Source organism: Streptomyces sp. NPDC045695, from assembly GCF_056432025.1.
On record NZ_JBWKJU010000017.1, the window covers coordinates 96,356 to 117,320 of the forward strand.

A 20,965-nucleotide genomic window follows, 5' to 3' on the forward strand; every position below is an offset into this window, starting at 1 on the left:
CCGGTTGTGATCACTAACGAGGAAATCATCGGACAGGCCCTGGACCGGATCAGTGCAGGCTATGTCTTTCCCGAAAAGGCCGTTGTCATCGATGCCGCGATCCGGGGTCGGCTGGCGGCGGGCGCGTACGAGGGCCTGGACGGGCCGGCTCTGTGTGAGGCGGTGACGGCCGACCTTCAGGAGGCGTGCCCGGACAAGCATCTGCGACTGCTGTGGACGGAAGAGCCGCAGTCGCTGGTGCCGCAGGACGAGGACGGCGGCGAGGCCGCTTTCCTCGCCCGCATGAGGGCCGAGAACCAGGGGGTCCAGCGCGTCGAGCGGCTGGAGGGGAACATCGGGCTCATCGAGCTCAACCGCATCGCGACCGCCGCGGAGGGCGCGAGCGTGATCGGCGCCGCCATGCAACTGGTCGCGCTCAGCTCCGCGCTCGTGCTGGACCTGCGTGGCTGCCTCGGCGGGTCGCCGGAGGGGGCCGCGATGTGGTGCAGCTACTTCTTCCCCGACGACCAGGTGCACCTGACCGACATCTACGACCGGACCACCGACACGACCCGCCAGTTCTGGACGACCGCGCACCTGCCCGCGCCGCGCTACGCGGACCGCCCCGTCTACGTCCTCACGAGCGAGATCACGTTCTCCGGAGGCGAGGACGTGGCGTACACCCTGCAGGCACACGGCCGCGCCGTCGTCGTCGGTGCGACGACCCGGGGCGGCGCCCACCCGACCGCCCGCCACGCGGTCGCCGAGCACATCCTGGTGACCGTGCCGCAAGCCCGCGCCGTCAACACCGTCACCGGCACCAACTGGGAGGGCGTGGGCGTCGTTCCCGACGTCCGGGTCCCGGCGGTCCAGGCGCTCGACACCGCGCTCAAGGCCGCCCTGCGGCGCCTGGAGGCGGAGCCGGACTCCGGTCCCGCGACGGGCTGACGCCGCCGTTCACCACTGTGTGAAGCCGGCGGACTGCGGCAGGGCCGTCGGGCCGCCCGGCGTCACCAGACCGGTCTCGTAGGCGAAGACGACGACCTGGGCGCGGCTGGAGAGGCCCAGTTTGGCCATGGCGCGGTTGAGATGGGTCTTCACGGTGGCTTCGCTGATGAAGAGCCGCTGGGCGACCTCCGTGTTGGTCAACCCGGTGGCCACCAGACGCAGGACGTCGCGTTCGCGGTTGGTCACGGTGTGCCATTCCGGGGCGATCACCGCAGGCGGTGTCGGCCCGGGGTGGTACGCCTCGATCAGGCGCCGGGTGACCGTCGGCGCGAAGAGCATGTCGCCCGAGGCGACGGTGTGGATGGCGGCGATCAGGCGCTCGGGAGGCGTTTCCTTCAGTAAGAACCCGCAGGCGCCCGCGCGCAGGGCGTTGTAGACGTGTTCGTCCTGGTCGAAGGTGGTCAGCACGAGAACCCGTGGTGCCGTGTCGCCGGCCCCGCCGAGTATGCGTCGCGTCGCGGTGATGCCGTCGGTGCCCGGCATGCGCAGGTCCATGAGGATGACATCGGGTGTGGTGGCCTCCGCCTGCCGGACCGCCTGCTCACCGTCGCAGGCCTCGCCGACCACGGACAGTCCCGGCGCGGCGTTCAGCAGGGACACGAGCCCGACACGGATGAGCACTTGATCGTCGACCACCAGCACCGTGGGCATCGGGGAAATCCTCACCGGGAGCGGCCGTCCCCGGGGCCGGGGGCCGGCGGACCGTCCAGCCGGCCACTGATGGTGGGTGCCGGAAGGACCAGTCGGACCTCGAATCCGCCGAGGGTACGGGGGCCAGCGGTGACTGCCCCGCCGTAGATTTTCGCCCGTTCGCTCATCCCGATCAATCCATGACCGGGTGCTATCGCCTTGTTTGGCTGGAAGCTGCCGTCTCCCTCGTCGGTCACGCACACCACGAGGGCGGGGCTTTCGTACTGTATGGCGACATGCGCCCGGGTGGGCCCCGCGTGCTTCAGCACGTTCGTCAGCGCCTCCTGGATCACCCGGTAGACACACAGGTCCATGCCCTGCGGCAGCGGGGTGGGAGGGCCGGCGACCTCCAGCGTGACGTGGACTCCCGCTCCCCTCACCCGGTCGAGCAGGCTCTCCAGCAGGTCGAGCCCGGGGGCCGGCGCGTAGCCACCGCCGTCCTCCAGCGCGTCGCCGCCGCCTCCCAGCGCGTCACCGCCGTCCGGGTCCGTCGGCGCCTCCTGGCCGACCCGCAGGAGCACCAGCATGCGGCGCATCTCCTCCAGCGCCTCCCTGCTGGTGGCGGCGATGACGTCCAGGGCCCGCCGGCTGGCCGACGGGTCGGTGGGGAACACGTACGAGGCCATGCCCGCCTGGAGCGAGATCACGGACATGTGGTGCGCGACCACGTCGTGCAGTTCCCGCGCGATGCGCACCCGTTCCTCGGTGAGCAGCTGGCGAGCGTTCTCCTCCTGCTGCCTGCGCAGTTGGAAGGTCAGTGCGGCGAACTGCCGGTTCCGCTCGGCGAGTGCTCCGGAGCCGCGCCCGACGACGAAGACGACCGCCGGGAACAGGACCGCCTGGGCGAGGACGGTCGGCATGGAACCGTTGGCGGCGTTGCTCAGACCCGCGTACACCCAGATCGCGGACACGACTGCCGTACACACGACGGACGTACGTACCTGGCGGGTCGCCGCGACGGTGTACAGGCCCAGGAGCGGGGGCATCGAGTTGACCACCGGCCAGTACCCGCAGGCGATGAACAGGACCCACAGCGCGCTGCTGGAACCGAACACGACGACGGGCGCGATCCGGCGGGCCACCATGACCAGACCCACCAGGACGGTCAGCACGCCTCCGAAGGCGTCCATGCCCCGCCATCCGAGCGGCGGCTGCTCCTGCCCCAGCAACAGCCCCGCGCCGGCGTAGCCCAGCGCCAGCAGCGCGTCGACGACCAGGGACCGGGACCTTCCCGCGGGACCGTCGAGAAACCCGAATGCAGCGTGCATCGGCGCAGCTTACGGGCCTCGGCACGCCGGAGCCATGGGTCAGCCGCAGCACCGGCGCGTACCGCGCGGGCACGCCCCGACTACCGCTGGAGTTGCAGGCCGGCCGCGCGCCACCCGCGCAGGGTGGAGATCCGAATCATCCCGGTGCGTGCCGATGCGGGGCGCACCGCTCGCCTAGTTTTCTGTCGACCGCTCCACTCCCCGAGAAAGGCAGACACCGCCATGACCCTCGTTGTGAAGCGCACCCTCCTCGGAGCCTCCGCCGTGGCCTCCGCCCTCGTCATCGGGCTGGCCGGCACCGCCGGCGCGGCCACCATCGGCTTCAACAAGACCTCCGGCAGCGGCAAGGCCGAGATCAGCGGCACGTACGAGTACCACGTGTCGGGGGAGATCCCCGAGACCAAGGAAAAGCTCTACGCCGGATCGTTCAAGGGTGCCACGGCCAAGGACAAGGTGGCGGGTGACGGGTACGAGGCCGTCCTCGCCCTGTCCTACCAGGACTTCAGGAACGGCGCCTGGTACCCCGTGAAGAACTACGTGGCCGTGGTGAACGGCTCGAAGAGCTGGACCTTCAAGAACAAGAAGGAGGTCAAAGCCTGGGCCTGCGACCGCAAGGTCGGCACGACCAAGCTGCTGAACTGCCGAGCCGCCTTCTAGCCTTCCCGGGCCCGGTTTTCGCCGGGGGTCTGCACCGGCCTCAAGGCGGCGCAGACCCCTCGCCCCCGTTCGCCGACCCGGCCGCCCTTAAGCTGAGATCATGCCCAAGGACATGATCACCTCGTCGCCGCGCCCGTTGCGCCTGGAACCCGTGACCGAGGAGAACTTCGACGCGGTCTGCGCGCTCCAGGTACGCCCCGACCAGGCGCACTTGGTCTCCCCCGTGGTGAAGTCGCTGGCAGAGGCCTACGTCCACGGGGAGAGGGCCTGGCCGCGGGCCGTCGTCGACGGGGAGGACGTGGTCGGCTTCGTCATGGCCTTCCTCGACTTCCCCTGGGATCCGGCCACCGACCCCGCCGACCGGCGCTCCGGCATCTGGCGCCTGAACGTCCACGCCGACCACCAGGGCAAGGGCTACGGCCGCTTCGCGGTCCGCGCGGTCTGCGAGGAGATCCTCCGCCGCGGGACCAGCCTGGCGTACGTCAGCTGGCACCCCGGCCAGAACAGCCCCGAACCCTTCTACCTGGGCCTGGGCTTCCGCCCCACGGGCGAGCTCGCCGGGGACCAGAAGGTCGGCGTGCTCACCCTGCCCGCGGGTCCGGATACGGCCGCGGCTACGGCTACGGACCCCGCTCTGTAAGGACCACCGTGCCCCCCGGCCCCGGCCCGAGCGCGGCCGGGACGGGTCCGCTCGCGCCCGCGCGGAACTCCCTGGGGCTGACACCGCGGACCCGCTTGAAGGCCGTGGACAAGGCGAAGGCACTGCCGTAGCCGACCCGGCGGGCCACCGTCGCGACCGTGGCGTCCGGCTCGCGCAGCAGGTCGGCCGCCAAAGCCAGCCGCCAGCCGGTCAGATAGCCCGCCGGCGGCTCCCCGACGACCTCCGTGAAGCGGCGGGCCAGCGAGGCCCGGGAGACGCCGACCCGCAGGGCCAGCTCCTCCACCGTCCAGCCGTGCGCCGGGTTCTCGTGCAGCAGCCGCAGCGCCGGTCCGACCACCGGATCGCCCCCGGCCCGGTACCAGGCCGGGGCGCCCGATCCCGCGGCCGTCGGCCACGCCCGCAGCACCCCGATCAGCAGCAGGTCCAGCAACCGGTCCAGGACCACTTCCTGCCCCGGTTCCTCACGCGAGATCTCCGAAGCGAGCAGCGTGATCAAGGTGGCGTCCGCGGCCCCCGCAGGGCGGACCAGGATCGTGGGCAGGGCATCCAGCAGCCGGCGGCCGATCTCACTGGGGGCCTGATAGGTCCCGCTCAGCATCACCGCCGCCCCGGCGCCCGGAGAGGCGGCGCCCCAGGTACGCACGCCCAGCGCCATGGAGTCGGAGACGTCCTCGCCCGCCTGCGTGCTGCACCGCTGATCCGGGCCCACCGTGATCTGCACCGGTGTTTCAGGGGAGTCGGCGACCCTGTACGGCTCGGGCCCCCGGACCACCGCCACGTCACCGGGGCCGATCCGTACGGGTTCGGCGTCCTCCCCCTCGGGCAGCAGCCACGCCGTACCGTGCACCATCGTCACGACGGACAGCGGGGCGCGGTCCTCGATCCGCACGGACCACGGTGGATCGAGGACGGACTTCAGGAGGAAGGCACCCCGCGCCTTGGGGCCTTCGAGGAGACCGGTCAACGTATCCATGCGCACATCCTCCCCGAACCGCCACAGCCCGGGCCGGCCCGGGTCCGAGGGGAGGTTGCGGTTCAGGCTCAGGTTCAGGACGTCACGTCCCACACGCCGGTCGCGGCGGCCTCGCGGGCGTAGTCGGCGAAGTCCCTCGGCGCGCGCCCCAGCACCTCCTCGACCCCGTGGACCAGGTGCGCGTTGCGCCCGTCCAGGATCAGGGTGAACAAGTCGGCGAAGTCCTCCGGCAGATCGTTCGCGCGCAGCACCGCACGGTAGTCCTCGCCCGAAACCGGCACGTAGGCGATCTCACGGCCGGTGACCTTCGACAGCTCTGCGGCGACGTCGGCGAAGCTCAGCAGGCGCGGTCCGGACAGTTCGTAGGTCCTGCCGATGTGCCGGTCGTCGCTCAGAGCCGCCACCACCACGTCGGCGACGTCCTCGGTGTCGACGAACGCCTCGACGCCGTCCCCCGTCGGCAGGGCGATCTCGCCGGCCAGTACCGGCTCAAGGAAGAAGCTCTCGTCGAAGTTCTGGTTGAACCAGCTGGAGCGGACGACGGTCCAGTCCGCCCCGGAGGCCTTCAGCTTCTCCTCGGCCAGCTGCGCGGCCTCCTCGCCGCGCCCCGACAGCAGCACCAGACGGCGCGCTCCGGCCGCCACCGCCGCCTCGGCGAAGGCGCCCACCTGGTCGGCGGCGCCCGGGAGGGCGAGATCGGGGTAGTAGGTGACGTACACCCGGTCGACGCCCTCCAGCGCCGCGGTCCAGGTGGCGGGCTCGTTCCAGTCGAAGGCGGGCTCACCGCCACGGGAGCCGACCCTCACCGGCCGGCCCTGGGCGGCGAGCTTCCCGGCGACCTTGCGGCCCGTCTTGCCGGTGCCCCCGATCACGAGGGCCAGGGCCTGGTCGGTGGTGCGTACGGTCCGGGTGCTCTGCGTGTCGTTCTTCGTGGTCTGCGTCATGACCCCAGTCAAGTGGGACGGGGCGAGCGGCGACATAGCCGAAAAGCTCAGCCACATACGCGTACGTCCAACCCGCCCCGCCCTGTGAGCCGCTACCGGTGGACCGGCTCCAGCCGCAGCCGCTGCGGAGGCGACTTCAGGTGGGCCGAGAGGTCCGGCAGGGCCGGCGCCTGGGGCGCCGTGAACCAGAGCAGGACGTCCTCACCGGTCCGTACCGGCAGGGCGGGGAACTCGTTCTCCGCGTGCTCCGAGCGGTGTACCGCCCGAGCGGGGGTCCCCGCGGCGGCCAGCGCGGGGCGCAGGTGCTGCTCGAAGTGGTCGGCGAAGGTGCCGTCCAGGGGGTGGCAGAGGGTCGCGACGACCGGACCCGGCGCGTCGGATGCGGCGAAGCCCGGTCCGCGCAGCAGGAGCACGTCGTCCGAGTCCCGCATGGTCGCGTTGGCCCGCTCGCGGTGCGCCTGCCAGACGGGGCCGCCGTAGAAGGCGTGCAGTGCCCGGGTCCGCGCCGCCATGTCCGGGAAGGCGCGCAGCCACACGAAGCGGTCCGGGTCGTCCAGGTCCCGGAACCGGCCGCCCACGGTGATGCCGGCCGTCTCCTGTCCGGTGACGAATTCCCTCTCGAAGAGGTCGATGAGGGTGTCGCGGGCGCCCGGGTGGCAGGTGTACTGCCTGAGTTCGACGATGAGGTCCATGCCCGGAGGCTAGGGCCGGTTCCCTGACATCTCCTGACAGTGGAGTAGGCGCGGGGCCGCGGCGTCTGGCAGGCCGTCAGAGGGCGTACGCAGGGGAAGGGAGGGGAGCTCAAGGATGGTTGAGGTCCAGAGTATGATCATATGGCGACATGACCACGAGGACTCTCTATCTGCTCTGCTCCGCCGCCCCGCCCGTTTTCGACGTGGCCCACGTCATCGAGAACGCCCAGGCCCGCGGCTGGGACGTATGCCTGGGACTCACCCCCACCGCGGCGCACTGGCTGTCCGAGAGCCTGGACGGACTGGCCGCCCTGACCGGCCACCCCGTCCGCTGGCAGTACAAGATGCCCGGGGAAGCCGACGTATGGCCGGCCGCCGACGCCCTCCTCTTCGCCCCGGCCACCTTCAACACCGTCAACTCCTGGGCCCTCGGCCTCACCGACCGCTTCACCGTCGGTGTCGCCGCCGAGGCCACCGGCAAGGGGACCCCCGTCGTCACCATGCCCTGCACGAACGCCGCCCTCGCCGCGCACCCCCGGTTCGACCAGTCCCTGGCCACCCTGCGCGCCGCCGGAGCCGAGGTCCTCTACGGCGAGAACGGCTTCACCCCCGGCCCCGCCGGCCCGGACAACCCTCCCCATTTCCCGTGGCAGGCCGCGCTGGACGCCGTCGACCGCGTCGCCGCCCCCCGTACCTGACGGCCCGCCAGGCCCCCGGTCAGGCCCCGGTCCCGTCCCCGGCTCCGTCGCCGGTCACCGCAGCCCGCGGAAGAAGGCCCGTACGTCCTCCACCAGCAGGTCGGGCACCTCCATCGCGGGGAAATGGCCGCCCCGGTCGTACGATGTCCAGCGCACGATCGAGTCGGTACGCGCGGCGACGTGCCGCAGCGGGATGAAGTTGTCCCGGGGGAAGTCGGCCAGGGCGGTCGGGGTGGCCGACTGCTGGGGCGGCTGGCCCGCGTAGTCGGCATGGGCCCGCTCGTAGTAGATCCGGGCCGCGCTGCCCGCCGTGCCGGTGAGCCAGTACAGCATCACGTTCGTCAGCATCTGGTCCCGGTCGACCGGGCAGGAGGGATCGCTCCACTCGTCGAACTTCTCGGCGATCCAGGCGAGCAGCCCGACCGGCGAGTCGTTCAGGGCGTACGCCAGGGTCTGCGGCCGGGTCGCCTGGATATCGGCGTATCCCTGCCTTTCCCGCACCCACGTCCGGTACCGCTCCCAGGAAGCCAGGGTCCGCTCGCGCTCCGCCGGGTCGAGCGCGGCCAGCTCGTCCTCCTCCGGCTGCGCCGTAGCGCCACCCCCGGGCAGCAGGTTCAGGTGCACCCCGATCACGTTCCGGGGCCTGATCCGCCCGAGCTCCCGCGAGATGGCCGCCCCCCAGTCCCCGCCCTGGACCCCGTACACCTCGTATCCGAGCCGCGCCATCAGCACCGCGAACGCCCGCGCCGCCCTCTTGAACTCCCAGCCCGCCTCGACGGTCGGCCCCGACAGCGTGAAACCGGGAATGCTCGGCAGGACGAGGTGGAAGGCGTCCGCCGGGTCCCCGCCGTGCGCCCGCGGATCCGTCAGCGGGCCCGCGACCCGCTGGAACTCCATGAAGGACCCGGGCCAGCCATGGGTCATCAGCAGCGGGGTCGCGTCGGGCTCGGGCGAGCGCAGATGCGCGAAGTGCACCCGCGCGCCGTCGATGAGGGTGGTGAACTGCGGCCACTCGTTCAGCCGCGCCTGCGCCGCGCGCCAGTCGTAGCCCTCACGCCAGTACGCGACCAGCTCACGCACCCGCGCCAGCCCGATCCCGTACGCCTGCCCCGCCCCGGGCAGCTCGTCGGGCCACCGGACCCGGCCCAGCCGCTCGTCGAGGTCGTCCAGCTCCGCCTGCGGCACGTCGAGCCGGAACCCGTACAGCCCCTCGTCAAGATCACTCATGGCCCCACGCTAAGCGGTCCCGCCCGGACGGGTGACCCGCGGACCGGGGGCACCGGGGCACGACGGCGCCCCGGCCCGCGCCCGCCCGGTGCAGGCGGGGTGCGGACCGGGGCGGCCGGGACGTACGCGGTCGGCGCCGATATCAGTCGGTGCCGAACTCCATGGCCGCGCGGTCGAGCATCTCCTCGTCGCCGGAGACCTCGCCGCGCGAGGCGATGGCCTCGGCGCCGCCCTCCGGCATCGCACCGATCAGGCCGGTCGAGGCAGCCTGGGCAGCGCCGATGGCGGGATGGGCGGCCGTGCCGATCAGGCCCAGCCCGGCGTACTGCTCGAGCCTGGCGCGCGAGTCGGCGATGTCGAGGTTACGCATGGTGAGCTGGCCGATCCGGTCCACCGGGCCGAACGCGGAGTCCTCGGTGCGCTCCATCGACAGCTTGTCCGGGTGGTAGCTGAAGGCCGGGCCGGTGGTGTCGAGGATCGAGTAGTCCTCACCGCGCCGCAGCCGCAGCGTGACCTCGCCGGTGACGGCCGAGCCGACCCAGCGCTGGAGCGACTCGCGCACCATCAGCGCCTGCGGGTCGAGCCAGCGGCCCTCGTACATCAGCCGGCCGAGGCGCCGTCCCTCGTTGTGGTACTGGGCGAGGGTGTCCTCGTTGTGGATCGCGTTGACGAGGCGCTCGTACGCGGCGTGCAGCAGCGCCATGCCGGGCGCCTCGTAGATGCCGCGGCTCTTCGCCTCGATGATCCGGTTCTCGATCTGGTCCGACATGCCCATGCCGTGGCGGCCGCCGATGGCGTTCGCCTCCATCACCAGGTCGACCGCGGAGGCGAACTCCTTGCCGTTGATCGTCACCGGCCGGCCCTGCTCGAAGCCGATCGTCACGTCCTCGGTGGGGATCTCCACCTGGGGGTCCCAGAACCGCACGCCCATGATCGGCTCGACGGTCTCGACACCCGTGTTCAGGTGCTCCAGGGTCTTGGCCTCGTGGGTGGCGCCCCAGATGTTGGCGTCGGTGGAGTACGCCTTCTCGGTGCTGTCGCGGTAGGGCAGGTCGTGGGCGAGCAGCCACTCCGACATTTCCTTGCGGCCGCCGAGCTCGGTGACGAAGTCCGCGTCCAGCCAGGGCTTGTAGATCCGCAGGTGGGGGTTGGCGAGCAGGCCGTAGCGGTAGAACCGCTCGATGTCGTTGCCCTTGAAGGTCGAGCCGTCGCCCCAGATCTGTACGTCGTCCTCCAGCATCGCCCGCACCAGCAGCGTGCCGGTGACGGCCCGGCCGAGCGGCGTGGTGTTGAAGTAGGCGCGACCGCCCGAGCGGATGTGGAAGGCGCCGCAGGCGAGCGCGGCGAGGCCCTCCTCGACCAGGGCCGCTCGGCAGTCGACGAGGCGCGCGATCTCGGCTCCGTACGCCTTGGCGCGGCCGGGCACCGAGGCGATGTCGGGCTCGTCGTACTGGCCGATGTCGGCGGTGTAGGTACAGGGGACGGCACCCTTGTCGCGCATCCAGGCGACGGCGACGGAGGTGTCGAGGCCGCCGGAGAAGGCGATGCCGACGCGCTCGCCGGTGGGCAGGGAGGTGAGGACCTTGGACATAGGAAGAGTATGCATGACTACGCATGATCATGCAATGCCCTTCGGTGGATCGTCTCCGGTGGCGGCCCCGGGATCGGCCCCCAGCGGCCCCGGGTGGCTCCCGGCGGCGCCGGGCCGCACCCAGCGACTCCGGGCCGCCTGTGTGGAGCCGGTCCGAAAGGATTGGGCCACTGTCAGTCCTGCCCAATATGCTCTGCGGGAGAGCGAATTCGGCTCGAACAAGGGGTGGGGATGAAGAAGAACAAGGCCGTCACGGGTGTCGCCGCGGCGCTGGTCATAGCAGCCGGCTCGGTCGGCTGCTCCGCGACGACGGTGGCCGAGAAGGCCGGCGATTCGGCGCAGACGCTGGTCGAGGCGCTCTCGCGCGCCTCCGACGAGGCGTCGAAGGCCGGTTCGGCCGAGATCAACATGGTCGTGACCTCCAGCGAGACCGCCGGGAAGCCCGTGCAGATGAAGGGCGTCTACTCCTGGGGCGACGGGGTCGCGATGGAGACCGAGATGCCGGCCAAGGACCTACAGATGGAGGACCTGGTCGCTGACGGCACGATCACCATGCGCATGGTCCAGGGCGCGTACTACTACGGGGTGGACCCCAGCCCGGACGGACCGTTCAAGGGCAAGAGCTGGCTGAAGCTCGACGTGTCCGCCGTCCTCGGCGAGCAGGGCGCGGCCGGCATGAAGGGGGCCAACAGCGACCCGACGGCGGGCCTCAAGACGCTCAAGTACGCGAAGGGGGTCAGCAAGGTCGGCACGGAGAGCGTCAACGGCAAGACCACGACCCACTACCGTGCGACGGTCCCCGGGGACAAGCTGGGTGAGGCCGCCGCCATGTACGGCAAGCTGGGGAGCGCCGGCGGCGAGGTCGTCACGGACGTCTGGGTCGACGACAAGGGGATGCCGGCCCGCATGAACCAGACCTTCGGCACGACCAGCATGAACCTCGACTTCCTCTCCTTCGGCAGCGCGAAGGCCATATCGGCCCCGCCCGCCGGTGACACGGCCGACATCACCGAGCTCTACAAGAGCGGGCAGGCCGGCGGCCCGGCCTGACGCCCACCGTGGTCGGCCGACGGGGGTCGGCCGACCACAGCCGCACGACCGGCTCTCGCTTCGGCTACGGCCACGGCTACGGCATGGCGCCCGACGGCTGTCCCGCCGCCCCGGCGCAGCGCAGGCGGTCGGAGGTCACGGGGGCGCCGTCGGCGACGTTGCGGTCGTAGGTGACGCTCTTGACCAGTACGGGCTTGCTGCCGACCGTGACGTCGAAGGTCGCGCCTTGGTGCGCGACGGGCCGCAGGCGCGCCCCGGGAAGGGCCGCGGCCAGGGTGGTCGCGTCCTCCTCGCGGCCCGGGGCGTACCGGATCACAGGCGGGCCCGCAGGGCGGACGGCCGGTGCGGACGCCGAGGTGTCGGTGACCGCGAACCCGCCGCGGCGCAGGGCCGCGGCGACCGTCGCGTCGTCCACCCGGACGGCGATCCCCGACGGGCGGGTGGGAGTGGCCTCGGCCCCGGCGGGCTGGATGCGGGTGTCACCCGTGACGGGCCGGTCGGCGGCCAGCGCCTCCCAGAGTGCGGCGGAGCGGTCCTCGTCCCACAGCAGGGTGGAGCCGACACCGGGCACCCGGTGGTCGAAGATCCGGATCGGTACGGTCACGAACTCCGCCTGGTGCGGGCGCAGCCTGCCGAGCGTCCGGCCGATGCGGACCAGGTCGAACACGTCCGTCCCGGCGTCGGTGCGCACGGACTTCAGCAGGGCGCGGGCGGTCCGGGCGGCGTTCACCGGCCCGGAGAGGGAGCCGTCCGCGGTGAGGCGGGCCAGGAGGTCCACCACCATGCGCTGCTGACGCCGCATCCGGCCCAGGTCTCCGGCCCGGTTGATGTGGCGCGCCCGCACGTAGCGCAGTGTGGTGTTGCCGTCCGTGTGGTGGACTCCGGCGGTGATGTCGAGGCCGGAGTTCTCGTCCTGGAGGGGCTTGTCCGTGCAGACCGTCGCGCCCCCGAGGTCGTTGACGGCTTGTTCGAAGCCGGTGAACCCGGTTTCCAGGTAGTGGTCGATGTGCAGGCCCGTGGCCTTCTCGACCGTGCGCACCGCCATCGGGCCGCCGCCGAGGGCGTACGCCCCGTTGATCTTGCCGCGCTTGCCGGTGCCGTCCGCGTACTCCACGTACGAGTCGCGCGGGACGGAGACGACGCTCGCACGCCGCCCGTCCTCGGACAGGTGCAGGAGCATCATCACGTCGGTGCAGTTGCAGCCCTTGCCGCCGACGTGCAGCCTCCGCTTCTCGGCGGCGGACAGGCCGGCGCGGCTGTCGATGCCGACGACCAGGATGTTCGTACCGCGTCCGCCGCCAGGGGCGCCGTCCCCCGCGGTGTGCGCGTTGGCCAGCCAGGTGCCGGAGGCGAGGGTGGCCAGCAGGGTCACGGCAACGGTGAGACGGCGCAACTCAGAACCCCCAGAATCGGGTCAATCGGGCTAATCCGGATGAATGCCGACCGTACTGGCTCCGGACCGCAGCGCCGGGCTACACGCCGCACCGCGCCTCACAGGGGCGCCGGATGGCTCACCGCGCGACCGGGTAGGCACGGACCTACGCTGGTGAGGCTGCCTCGTCCTCGACGACAGGAGGCCGTCTCGTGAAGCCGACCCGCACACGGCTGCGCCGGGCCTGCGTGGCCGCCGCCACCGCAGGTGCACTCGTCTCCCCCGTCGCGGCGGGCCCCACGTACGGGGCCACCCCTCCGACGCCGTCCGCCACCGCCTCCCCCTCCCCGGACGGGGACACCGACTTCCCCCAGCTCACCCCTGCCGTCGCGGCTCAGCTGGACGCCGCGGTGCAGCGGGTCATGCGCGAGGCGCAGGTTCCCGGCGTGAGCGTGGGGCTGTGGGCCCCCGGCAAGGGCGGCTACGTCAAGTCCTTCGGTGTGGCGGACAAGGCGACCGGCGCACCCATGACGTCCGATCTCCACGTACGCATCGGCAGCGAGACCAAGACCTTCACCGTCACGGCCCTCCTGCGGCTGGTCGACCAGGGAAAGCTCTCCCTCGACGACCACATCGGCACGTACGTCACCGGCGTTCCGAACGGGGACCGCATCACCCTGCGCCAACTCGCGGGCATGCGCAGCGGGCTCTTCAACTACAGCGAGGACGACGGCTTCAACAAGGCGCTCGACGACGACCCGGTCCGGCCCTACACGCCTCAGGCGTTGCTGGACTACTCCTTCAAGCACCCCGTGCAGTTCCAGCCCGGCGCCGAGTTCGAGTACAGCAACACCAACCTGGTCCTGCTCGGCCTGGTGGTCGAGAAGGTCACCGGTCGGCCGATCCACGAGGTCATCCAGCGCGACGTCCTGGATCCGGCCGGACTGCGCCGCACGGTCTTCCCCACGAATGCCGCGATACCGGCGCCCTACGCGCACGGCTACTCGGACGAGATCGCCTCGGGCAAGATCGAGGACGCGACCCACTGGAACCCCTCCTGGGCCTGGTCCGCCGGTGCGATGATCTCCGACCTGCAGGACCTGCACAGTTGGGCCCGTACGCTCGCCACCGGCACCCTGCTGACGCCCGCGACCCAGGCCGAGCGCCTGAAGACGACCCCGATGAACATTCCGGGTGCCGGCTACGGACTGGGCATCTTCAACGTGCAGGGCTGGATCGGCCACAACGGCTCGCTGCCCGGGTACGAAACCCTCACCGTGTACCTGCCGCAGGAGCAGGCGACCATGGTCGTCGTCCTCAACACCGACGTCCTGCACGACGGCCAGGAGCCCAGCACGCTCTTCGGCGAGGCGATCACCGGCATCGTGACCCCCGATCACGTGTATCCGGGCCACAAACCGACCACCCCGAAGAAGAACTGACGGGGCGCACGCGGCGGAGCCGGACCCGGGCAGCGGCCAGCTGCCGCGACGGGGCCGGCTCCCCCGTGCGCGGCACGTGGCGTGATCCTCGCCCCGATCCCCCCGCTTCCTCGGTCCCCGGCCACAGGGCGACCTTCGCATGCCAGACTCGCCTCGGTCGGTGAGGGCCTCTCGGCGACCGGTTCCGGTGCGCGAAGGGGTTGAGAAGAGTCATGGCGGACCACGACCTGACCGGCTACGAACAGGGCACGTTCACCCACGAGGGGACCCAGCGCCGCGTCCTGCGGCGCGGTACCGGCCCCGCCGTGATCGTGATGGCCGAAATACCGGGCATCACTCCGAAGGTGCTGGAGTTCGCGGACCGCGTGGCGGCGATCGGCTGCACCGTCGTGCTGCCGGTGCTGTTCGGCGAGCCGGGCCTGGACCCCCATCCCGATGCGCACGGGCGGCTGGGCACCGCGCGGTACTGGGCTTCCACGGCTCTCAAGGTGTGTGTGAGCCGGGAGTTCACACTGCTGGCCACCGGCCGCAGCTCGCGGGTCGTGTCCTGGCTGCGGGCCCTCGCGGCCCACGAGCACGAGCGGTGCGGCGGCCCGGGCGTCGGCGCCATCGGGATGTGCGTGACCGGAGGGTTCGCCCTGGCCATGGCCACCGACGACCGGCTGATCGCCCCGGTGCTGTCCCAGCCTTCGCTCCCGGTGGCCGTCTCGGCGGGCCGCAAGCGGACGATCGACATCAGCCCCGCGGAACTCGCCGTCGTACGGGGCCGCTGCGAGCGGGAGGGCCTGCAGGTCATGGGGCTGCGGTTCAAGGGCGACTGGTTCGTACCGGGAGACCGGTTCGCCCTTCTGCGGCGCGAGCTCGGCGACGCCTTCGTCGCCGTCGAGCTGGACGACAGCAGCGCGAGCCCCGAGGGCCTGCTCCCCCCGCACTCCGTGGTGACCGAGCACCTGATCGACGCCCCGGGCGAGCCCACCCGGGCGGCGCTGGATCAGGTGCTCGACCTGTTCCGCACGCGCTTGCTCGAAGAGAAGCTCTGAGCCGTCGTCCGGCCGGGACGGTCCCGCCGCACCGATGTGCGGCGGGACCCGCTCTAGACGGTGGTGGACAGGATGCCGTTCTCCGGTCGGCGTGCGGGTGGGTGGGTGCTGCCGGCGACGATCAGGGCGAGTAAGACCGCGGCCGCTTCGCCCTGCAGGATCCGGGCGGCCTGCTTCAACCGGCCGGGGTCGGGGACGGGGATGGACAGGGCCACGCACTCCGCGTTCGGGCCCGCGGTGATCGGCACGGCCGCGCACACCGTGCCGAGCGCGTACTCCTGCAAGTCGAGGAGGGGTGCGTTGGGCGGGCGGGTGTCGAGCTGGTGGAAGAGGTCCTGGTGGCTGGTGAGGGTGTGGGGGGTGAAGCGGGTGAGCTGGTGGCGTGACAGGTGGTCCTTGCGGTCGTCGGGGCCGAGTTGGGTCAGCAGGGCCTTGCCCACCGCGGAGGCGTGGGCGGCGTCGCGGAAGTCCACCCACTCCTCGACCACCGGGGTGGCCGGGCCGTCGGCGTACTGGGTGATGGAGACCTCGCCGTCGGTGTAGCGGGCGACGTAGACACAGGCGCCGACCGCGTCCCGCACCCATGCGAGGGTCTCGCGCAGGTGCCCGCGTCCCTCCCCGTCGACCGCTTCGGTCAGCAACAGGGCGTTGCCCGCGATGTACGCGTCCGGTCCGATCGGGATGGCCAGGTTCGCGCGCATCAGCTGCTCCATGGCCCTGGCCAGGACCAGTTGCGGCAGCTTCGTCTCACGAGCGACCTGGGTCAGGTTGACGCCGGCCGAGTAGCGGTTGATGACTTCCAGGACGCGCAGTGCCTCGTGGACGGACTCCAGCGCGGCGGGTGCCGGACGCCCCTCGGGTGCTTTGGGGACGGTGTGGCTCACGAGGGGACGTTTGAGTGCTTTGAGGGCGCACGCGGTCGCCTCGTCCGTGAGGTGCCGCGGGCTGAGCCGCGCGTTCTGCGCGACGGCGACCGCTACTTGGGGGCCGGGGGTGAAGACCTCCCCCAGGTCGGGGTGCTCCTTGCGGGGGTGTGCCATGAGGGCTTGGCGCAGGCGCGCGGGGAGCCGGACGGGGGCCCGCCCGCCCCGGCCCGGGCCGCCGCTGAGGGCGGTCAGGTCCTGCGTGGTGATGGGCGGGGTCGTCCAGATGACCGAGGCCCCGAGGGCCTCTTCGAGGCGTTCCGGCATCTGCGGCAGGACCGGCAGGTGTTCGTCGGGGGGCAGGGTCCGGGCCTGGCGTTTCCAGTAGCGGGCGGTCTCGACCTCGGCGCGGGACAGGTGGTGGAGGTAGAGGCAGCGGGCCGCGGTCTGCGAGCCCGCCCCCGCCGCGTACTGGAACCAGAACTGCGCGCCCTCCATCCGGTCCGCCAGGTGCAGCAGGCAGCCGAACAGCAGGGCGGAGTCCGCGCCGTGGGGCCAGGAATCGGCGTCCAGGGCGATTTCGGCGAAGGCCCGGCTCTCCACGAGGGACCAGGTGAGGTCGTCCAGGCCGCGGGCGGCCCGTACGTGGCAGGCGGCGTCCAGGACGAGGTCGTCGGTCGCGGCGGACGCCGCCGCGGACTGGCCGCGGGCGGAGAGGGCCGCGCCAGCGGCGGTACCGGGTGCCGAGCGGGCGCGATCGGCCGCGATCCGGCGGGCGATGCGGCGCCGGGCCGCACCCTCGTCGTATCCGGCGTATTCCTCTGCGAGCACCGTAGCCTCCTCCAAGGCCGCGTCGAGTTCGCCCAGCGGCATGTCGCGGTCACAGGGCATGTCGCTCACTGGTCCTTCTCCTCTCCGGGGATCCAGTCCACCCCGAGCTTGCGGGACAGCGTTCGGCGGGCGCCGCGGATGTGCGAGCGGACCGTCGCGGGGGAGATCCCCATCATCCGCGCGACCGTGTCGGAGTCGTTCCCCAGCAGGAACGCGAGCAGCACCACGTCGTACTGCCGCTCCGAGAGGCCGGCGATGGCCGCGTACAGGCCGAGCTTCGACTCCAGCAGCTCCAGCCGCTCGCGCGAGGTGCGGCGCAGCGCGGCGAACCAGGCCGTCTCCACCATCGCCACCTGCCGGCCCAGGACCGCCAGCCGCCGCTCGACGTGCTCGCGCAGCACCGCCCACGCGAATCCGTGCAGGCTGGCCTCTTTGAGCGCCTGGCGCCACACCGTCAGCAGGAAGGTGAAGACGTCGTCGACGACCTCTTCGGCGTCCTTGGCGTTGCCGAGCTGCAGGTGGGCGTAGCGCAGGTAGGCGCGGTGCTGCTGGGAGTGGAAAGCGGTGAACTCCACGGGCAGCACGCCGGCCAGCTCGCTGGAGACCGCCTGGTCCCCGGATGGGTCGAACTCTCCTTCACTCATACGCTCCCCCACGGCTGTTCGACGCCACCCATGGGAGCGGCGGGGACCTTGATTACGAGTAGACGGACCGCGGTGGTGACTAACAGCGCGAGGGCGACCGTCTCGGCAACATTCACGTCGGCGCGAAACCTTCCAAGTGGACTGTGCGTAAGCGGCGTGCCTGCCCCCGGACCAGCAGCCGTGGAGCACCAGGTGCTCCCACTCACCACCCCATCGGAAAACGAGCCCGATCGTGCAAGCCGGTCCGCAGGAATCTTCGGAACGAAGCGCATCCGCTCCCCCGCGCGCCCCGGACCGCCCGCGCACGCCCCCCGCACACTCGGTGCCGCTCCTCCTGTCACACGATCGGATGTCGCTACGACCCCGTCCGGCGAGGCACGTCCCGACTCGCCCCCGCCCCGCGTCGGGCCATGACCGAAAGGCCCGCGGCGCCAGGCGCCGCGGGCCGCTTCGAGAACACCCGCTAGCGCAACCTGTCCACGGGGGTGTTGCCGGTCACCGTGCCGTCGGCGGACACCGTGACGGCGTGCCGGACGCCGTCCTGGCCGAGGACCACGGCCAGCCAGGCGCTGCCGCCGCCGTCCTGGGCAACCGGGCGCAGGCTTTCGACCTTGCCGCCCGGCACCGCTGCGGCGGCCTTGTCGGCCGCCTCGCCGATGGCCAGGGAGGGCAGTGGCGCGGGCGCCGGGGCTCCCGGGCCCTTACGGCCGGCGCCGCCGTCGGGCCGGCCGAGACCCTCGCGGAGCTTGGGGGGCGCCTGCACGTCGAGGTCGCCCCGCTTGCCCTCGTGCACCGCGCCGCCGTGGCCGGGCACGGTCCAGTGGACGCGCGGCCCCCGGTCCGCCCGGTGGTGGTCCTGGTGGTCGGCCACCGCGAGGGCCGCCGCTCCCCCGCCGACGACCACGACGGCCGCGCCCGCCGCCGCCCATCGGGCGGCCCTGCTGCGGGGCACCAGGCGGCCCAGGGCCGCCCGCTTGGGAGCTCCGGAGCCGGGGGCCTGCTCGGGCTGCTCGGACGGGCGGGGCGGGACAGAATCAGACATACCAGAACTCCTCAGGACAACCGGGCGCTGCGCCCGGCTCGTTGCAGAGGATGCCGAGCGCATGCTGAAGCCCCGCTGAAGCCACCTGAAGACCTCTTCAGCCTTCCGCGGGGCGGCCCTGCGATCCTGTTCGGCATGCGCGTACTGGTGGTGGAGGACGAACGCCGGCTGGCGGTGGCCCTGCAGCGAGGGCTGCAGTCGGAGGGGTTCTCGGTGGACGTGGCCCATGACGGGCCCCAGGGCCTGTGGCTGGCCACCGAGCACGACTACGACCTGATCGTGCTCGACATCATGCTGCCCGGGCTGAACGGCTACCGGGTCTGCGCGAAGCTGCGCGCGGCCGGCAACGAGTCGGGAATCTTGATGCTCACGGCGAAGGACGGCGAGTACGACGAGGCCGAGGCCCTGGACACCGGCGCCGACGATTTCCTGTCCAAGCCCTTCTCCTATCTCGTCCTGGTCGCCCGGCTGCGCGCGCTGGGGCGGCGTACGGGCCGCCGGCGCCCTCAGGTGATGCGGTTCGGGGACCTGCTGCTCGACCCCGCCCGGCACTCCTGCTCGCGGGGCGGTACGGAGATACGGCTGACCGCGCGGGAGTTCGCGGTGCTGGAGTACCTGGCCCGGCGCTCCGGCGAGGTGGTGCCCAAACGCGACATCCTGGAACAGGTGTGGGACAGCGCCTTCGACGGCGATCCCAATGTCGTCGAGGTCCACGTCAGCGCCGTACGCCGCAAGATCGACGCCCCGTTCGGCCGTGCCGCGCTGGAGACCGTACGGGGAGCCGGATACCGGCTGGCGGTCGACGGTGGCTGAGCGGCCGGGCCCCCGCCGCCCGGGGGCCGTACTGGGCTCCGTACTGGGCTCCGCCTCGCGCGCGGCCTTGCGCCGGTGGCCGGCGCTACGGCGGATGTGGCCCACCACCGTACGGGCACGGGCCACCGTGGGCGCGAGCGTGGTGGTGGCCGCGGCCCTGGCGCTCGCCTCCTTCGCCCTGCTCGGGCTGCTCGAAGCCAATCTGCTGCGCAACGCGGAGAACGACGCCCGGCGGCAGGCCGAGACGGTGGCCCAGCTCGCCGCCACCGGCAAGCTGGGGCGCGTCCGCCCGCCGGGGCGCGGTGTCGAGTTCGTGCAGGTGGTGGGCGCGGACGGCCGTGTCCTGTTCGCCAGCCCCAATCTGATGGGCGTGCCCGCGTTCCCGCCGCCCGCCCCCGGGGCACCGGCCACCCGTCTCCACACCTGGAAGGTCCGCCCGCTCGGCGAGGGACACCGCCAGCGGGTGGCCCAGGTCGTCACCGACACCCCGGACGGCATGGCCGTCGTCTACGCGGGCGCCTCACTGCGGGACGCGGACGCGGCCGACGACACCACCACCGCGGCCCTGTTCATCGGCATGCCGCTGCTCCTGGCCACCGTCGCCCTCGTGACCTGGCGGGTCACCGGGCACGCGCTGAGGCCGGTGGAGGCGATCCGCGCCGAGGTCGCCGAGATCTCCGACCGCGACCTGCACCGGCGGGTGCCGGTGCCGGCCACGCAGGACGAGGTGGCCCGGCTGGCCGAGACCATGAACGCCACCCTGGACCGGCTGGAGGCCTCCGGCATCCGCCAGCGGCAGTTCATCGCCGACGCCTCCCACGAACTGCGCAGCCCCATCACCGTCCTGCGCACCCAGCTGGAGGTGGCCCTGGCCGTCCGCGACCCGGAGCTGTGGCCCGAGCTGATCGGCGGGGCCCTTGAGGACATCGAACGGCTCCAGCACCTGACGGCCGATCTGCTCCTGCTCGCCCGCATCGACGCGGCCCCGCCCGTGTCCGCCGCGCCGCTGGACCTGACCGCTCTGGTCCGCGAGGCGGTGGACTGCCGCCTCGGGGACCGGGTCCCCGTCCACGTGCGGCTCGAAGCCGGTGTCGAGGTCACCGCCGGCGCCCTGTGGCTCGGCCGGGTCGTCACCAACCTCGTCGACAACGCCCAGCGCTACGCGGCTCGGCGCGTGGAGGTCACCCTGCGCACGACCGGGGGGCCACGGCCGCGCACTGCCGTCCTGGAGGTCCTCGACGACGGCCCCGGCATCCCCGCGGCGGATCGCGAGCGGATCTTCGAACGGTTCACGCGCCTCGACGACTCGCGCAGCCGCGACCACGGTGGAGCCGGTCTGGGCCTCGCCATCGCCCGCGACCTGAGCACCCACCACGGCGGCACGCTGACGGCCGAGGACTCCGCGGAGGGCGGCGCCCGGCTGGTGCTCCGGCTGCCGTTGACCCATCAGCCCTGACCGGTCATCTCTCGCGGCGCGGCC

General features: G+C 72.2%; 20 protein-coding genes. 9 read left to right on the top strand and 11 right to left on the bottom strand.

Annotated features, from left to right (window positions below; genetic code table 11):
• Window positions 1-6: 6 nt before the first annotated feature.
• Window positions 7-927, top strand: a complete 921-nt coding sequence (locus AC07DU_RS25635; RefSeq protein ID WP_479029829.1) for a S41 family peptidase — start codon at window positions 7-9, stop codon at window positions 925-927.
• 9 nt (window positions 928-936) lie between these two features.
• Here the strand turns inward: AC07DU_RS25635 and AC07DU_RS25640 are convergent, their stop codons facing one another.
• Window positions 937-1,638, bottom strand: a complete 702-nt coding sequence (locus AC07DU_RS25640) for a response regulator (RefSeq protein ID WP_479113827.1) — start codon at window positions 1,636-1,638, stop codon at window positions 937-939.
• 11 nt (window positions 1,639-1,649) lie between these two features.
• On the bottom strand, window positions 1,650-2,945 hold the full coding sequence (locus AC07DU_RS25645; protein WP_479113828.1) for a sensor histidine kinase: 1,296 nt from the start codon (window positions 2,943-2,945) through the stop codon (window positions 1,650-1,652).
• A gap of 222 nt (window positions 2,946-3,167) precedes the next feature.
• On the opposite strand from AC07DU_RS25645, the gene AC07DU_RS25650 reads away from it, so the two are divergent.
• Entirely contained in the window at window positions 3,168-3,602 is a 435-nt protein-coding gene (locus tag AC07DU_RS25650) for a hypothetical protein (protein WP_479113830.1), read from the top strand.
• A gap of 100 nt (window positions 3,603-3,702) precedes the next feature.
• Entirely contained in the window at window positions 3,703-4,242 is a 540-nt protein-coding gene (locus AC07DU_RS25655; RefSeq protein ID WP_360891934.1) for a GNAT family N-acetyltransferase, read from the top strand.
• On the opposite strand, the gene AC07DU_RS25660 is transcribed toward AC07DU_RS25655, so the two are convergent.
• The 3 genes from AC07DU_RS25660 to AC07DU_RS25670 form a co-directional block, all read right to left on the bottom strand.
• Entirely contained in the window at window positions 4,223-5,236 is a 1,014-nt protein-coding gene (locus AC07DU_RS25660; RefSeq protein ID WP_479113832.1) for an AraC family transcriptional regulator, read from the bottom strand. The genes AC07DU_RS25655 and AC07DU_RS25660 overlap by 20 nt on opposite strands.
• 74 nt (window positions 5,237-5,310) lie before the next feature.
• Window positions 5,311-6,180, bottom strand: a complete 870-nt coding sequence (locus AC07DU_RS25665; protein ID WP_479113834.1) for an NAD(P)H-binding protein — start codon at window positions 6,178-6,180, stop codon at window positions 5,311-5,313.
• Window positions 6,181-6,272: 92 nt separating this feature from the next.
• Window positions 6,273-6,872: an NIPSNAP family protein gene (locus AC07DU_RS25670; protein ID WP_479113836.1), complete on the bottom strand. Its 600-nt coding sequence runs from the start codon at window positions 6,870-6,872 to the stop codon at window positions 6,273-6,275.
• 149 nt (window positions 6,873-7,021) lie between these two features.
• Between AC07DU_RS25670 and AC07DU_RS25675 the strand changes: the two genes are divergently transcribed.
• Window positions 7,022-7,570 carry a flavoprotein gene (locus tag AC07DU_RS25675; RefSeq protein ID WP_360891945.1) on the top strand — a complete coding sequence of 183 codons (549 nt, stop codon included), beginning with the start codon at window positions 7,022-7,024 and terminating at the stop codon, window positions 7,568-7,570.
• A gap of 54 nt (window positions 7,571-7,624) precedes the next feature.
• On the opposite strand, the gene AC07DU_RS25680 is transcribed toward AC07DU_RS25675, so the two are convergent.
• Both AC07DU_RS25680 and argG read right to left on the bottom strand, forming a co-directional pair.
• Window positions 7,625-8,797, bottom strand: a complete 1,173-nt coding sequence (locus AC07DU_RS25680; RefSeq protein ID WP_479113838.1) for an epoxide hydrolase family protein — start codon at window positions 8,795-8,797, stop codon at window positions 7,625-7,627.
• A gap of 142 nt (window positions 8,798-8,939) precedes the next feature.
• Window positions 8,940-10,388 carry an argininosuccinate synthase gene (gene argG / locus AC07DU_RS25685; RefSeq protein ID WP_453370668.1) on the bottom strand — a complete coding sequence of 483 codons (1,449 nt, stop codon included), beginning with the start codon at window positions 10,386-10,388 and terminating at the stop codon, window positions 8,940-8,942.
• 231 nt (window positions 10,389-10,619) lie between these two features.
• Here argG and AC07DU_RS25690 point away from each other — a divergent pair, with 231 nt between their 5' ends.
• Complete coding sequence (locus AC07DU_RS25690) at window positions 10,620-11,438, top strand: SCO4651 family lipoprotein (RefSeq protein ID WP_479113840.1); 819 nt, start codon at window positions 10,620-10,622, stop codon at window positions 11,436-11,438.
• A 76-nt stretch (window positions 11,439-11,514) separates the two neighbouring features.
• On the opposite strand, the gene AC07DU_RS25695 is transcribed toward AC07DU_RS25690, so the two are convergent.
• The gene (locus AC07DU_RS25695; protein ID WP_360891956.1) at window positions 11,515-12,810 is read right to left on the bottom strand and encodes an LCP family protein; all 1,296 of its coding nucleotides are present in this window, start codon (window positions 12,808-12,810) and stop codon (window positions 11,515-11,517) included.
• Window positions 12,811-13,022: 212 nt separating this feature from the next.
• Between AC07DU_RS25695 and AC07DU_RS25700 the strand changes: the two genes are divergently transcribed.
• The gene (locus AC07DU_RS25700; protein WP_479113843.1) at window positions 13,023-14,252 is read left to right on the top strand and encodes a serine hydrolase domain-containing protein; all 1,230 of its coding nucleotides are present in this window, start codon (window positions 13,023-13,025) and stop codon (window positions 14,250-14,252) included.
• A gap of 212 nt (window positions 14,253-14,464) precedes the next feature.
• Complete coding sequence (locus AC07DU_RS25705; protein ID WP_479113845.1) at window positions 14,465-15,292, top strand: dienelactone hydrolase family protein; 828 nt, start codon at window positions 14,465-14,467, stop codon at window positions 15,290-15,292.
• 53 nt (window positions 15,293-15,345) lie between these two features.
• On the opposite strand, the gene AC07DU_RS25710 is transcribed toward AC07DU_RS25705, so the two are convergent.
• From AC07DU_RS25710 to AC07DU_RS25720, 3 genes are all read right to left on the bottom strand, one after another.
• Entirely contained in the window at window positions 15,346-16,176 is an 831-nt protein-coding gene (locus AC07DU_RS25710) for an IclR family transcriptional regulator domain-containing protein (RefSeq protein WP_479113874.1), read from the bottom strand.
• 875 nt (window positions 16,177-17,051) lie between these two features.
• A complete protein-coding gene (locus tag AC07DU_RS25715) occupies window positions 17,052-17,630 on the bottom strand; it encodes an RNA polymerase sigma factor (RefSeq protein ID WP_479029866.1) in 579 nt (192 codons plus the stop codon).
• Window positions 17,631-18,093: 463 nt separating this feature from the next.
• Window positions 18,094-18,672, bottom strand: coding sequence for a hypothetical protein (locus AC07DU_RS25720; RefSeq protein WP_479113847.1), 579 nt, complete (start codon window positions 18,670-18,672; stop codon window positions 18,094-18,096).
• A gap of 135 nt (window positions 18,673-18,807) precedes the next feature.
• Between AC07DU_RS25720 and AC07DU_RS25725 the strand changes: the two genes are divergently transcribed.
• Both AC07DU_RS25725 and AC07DU_RS25730 read left to right on the top strand, forming a co-directional pair.
• Window positions 18,808-19,485, top strand: coding sequence for a response regulator transcription factor (locus AC07DU_RS25725; protein WP_360891970.1), 678 nt, complete (start codon window positions 18,808-18,810; stop codon window positions 19,483-19,485).
• A 94-nt stretch (window positions 19,486-19,579) separates the two neighbouring features.
• A complete protein-coding gene (locus tag AC07DU_RS25730) occupies window positions 19,580-20,941 on the top strand; it encodes a sensor histidine kinase (RefSeq protein ID WP_479030520.1) in 1,362 nt (453 codons plus the stop codon).
• The last annotated feature ends 24 nt before the right edge of the window (window positions 20,942-20,965 follow it).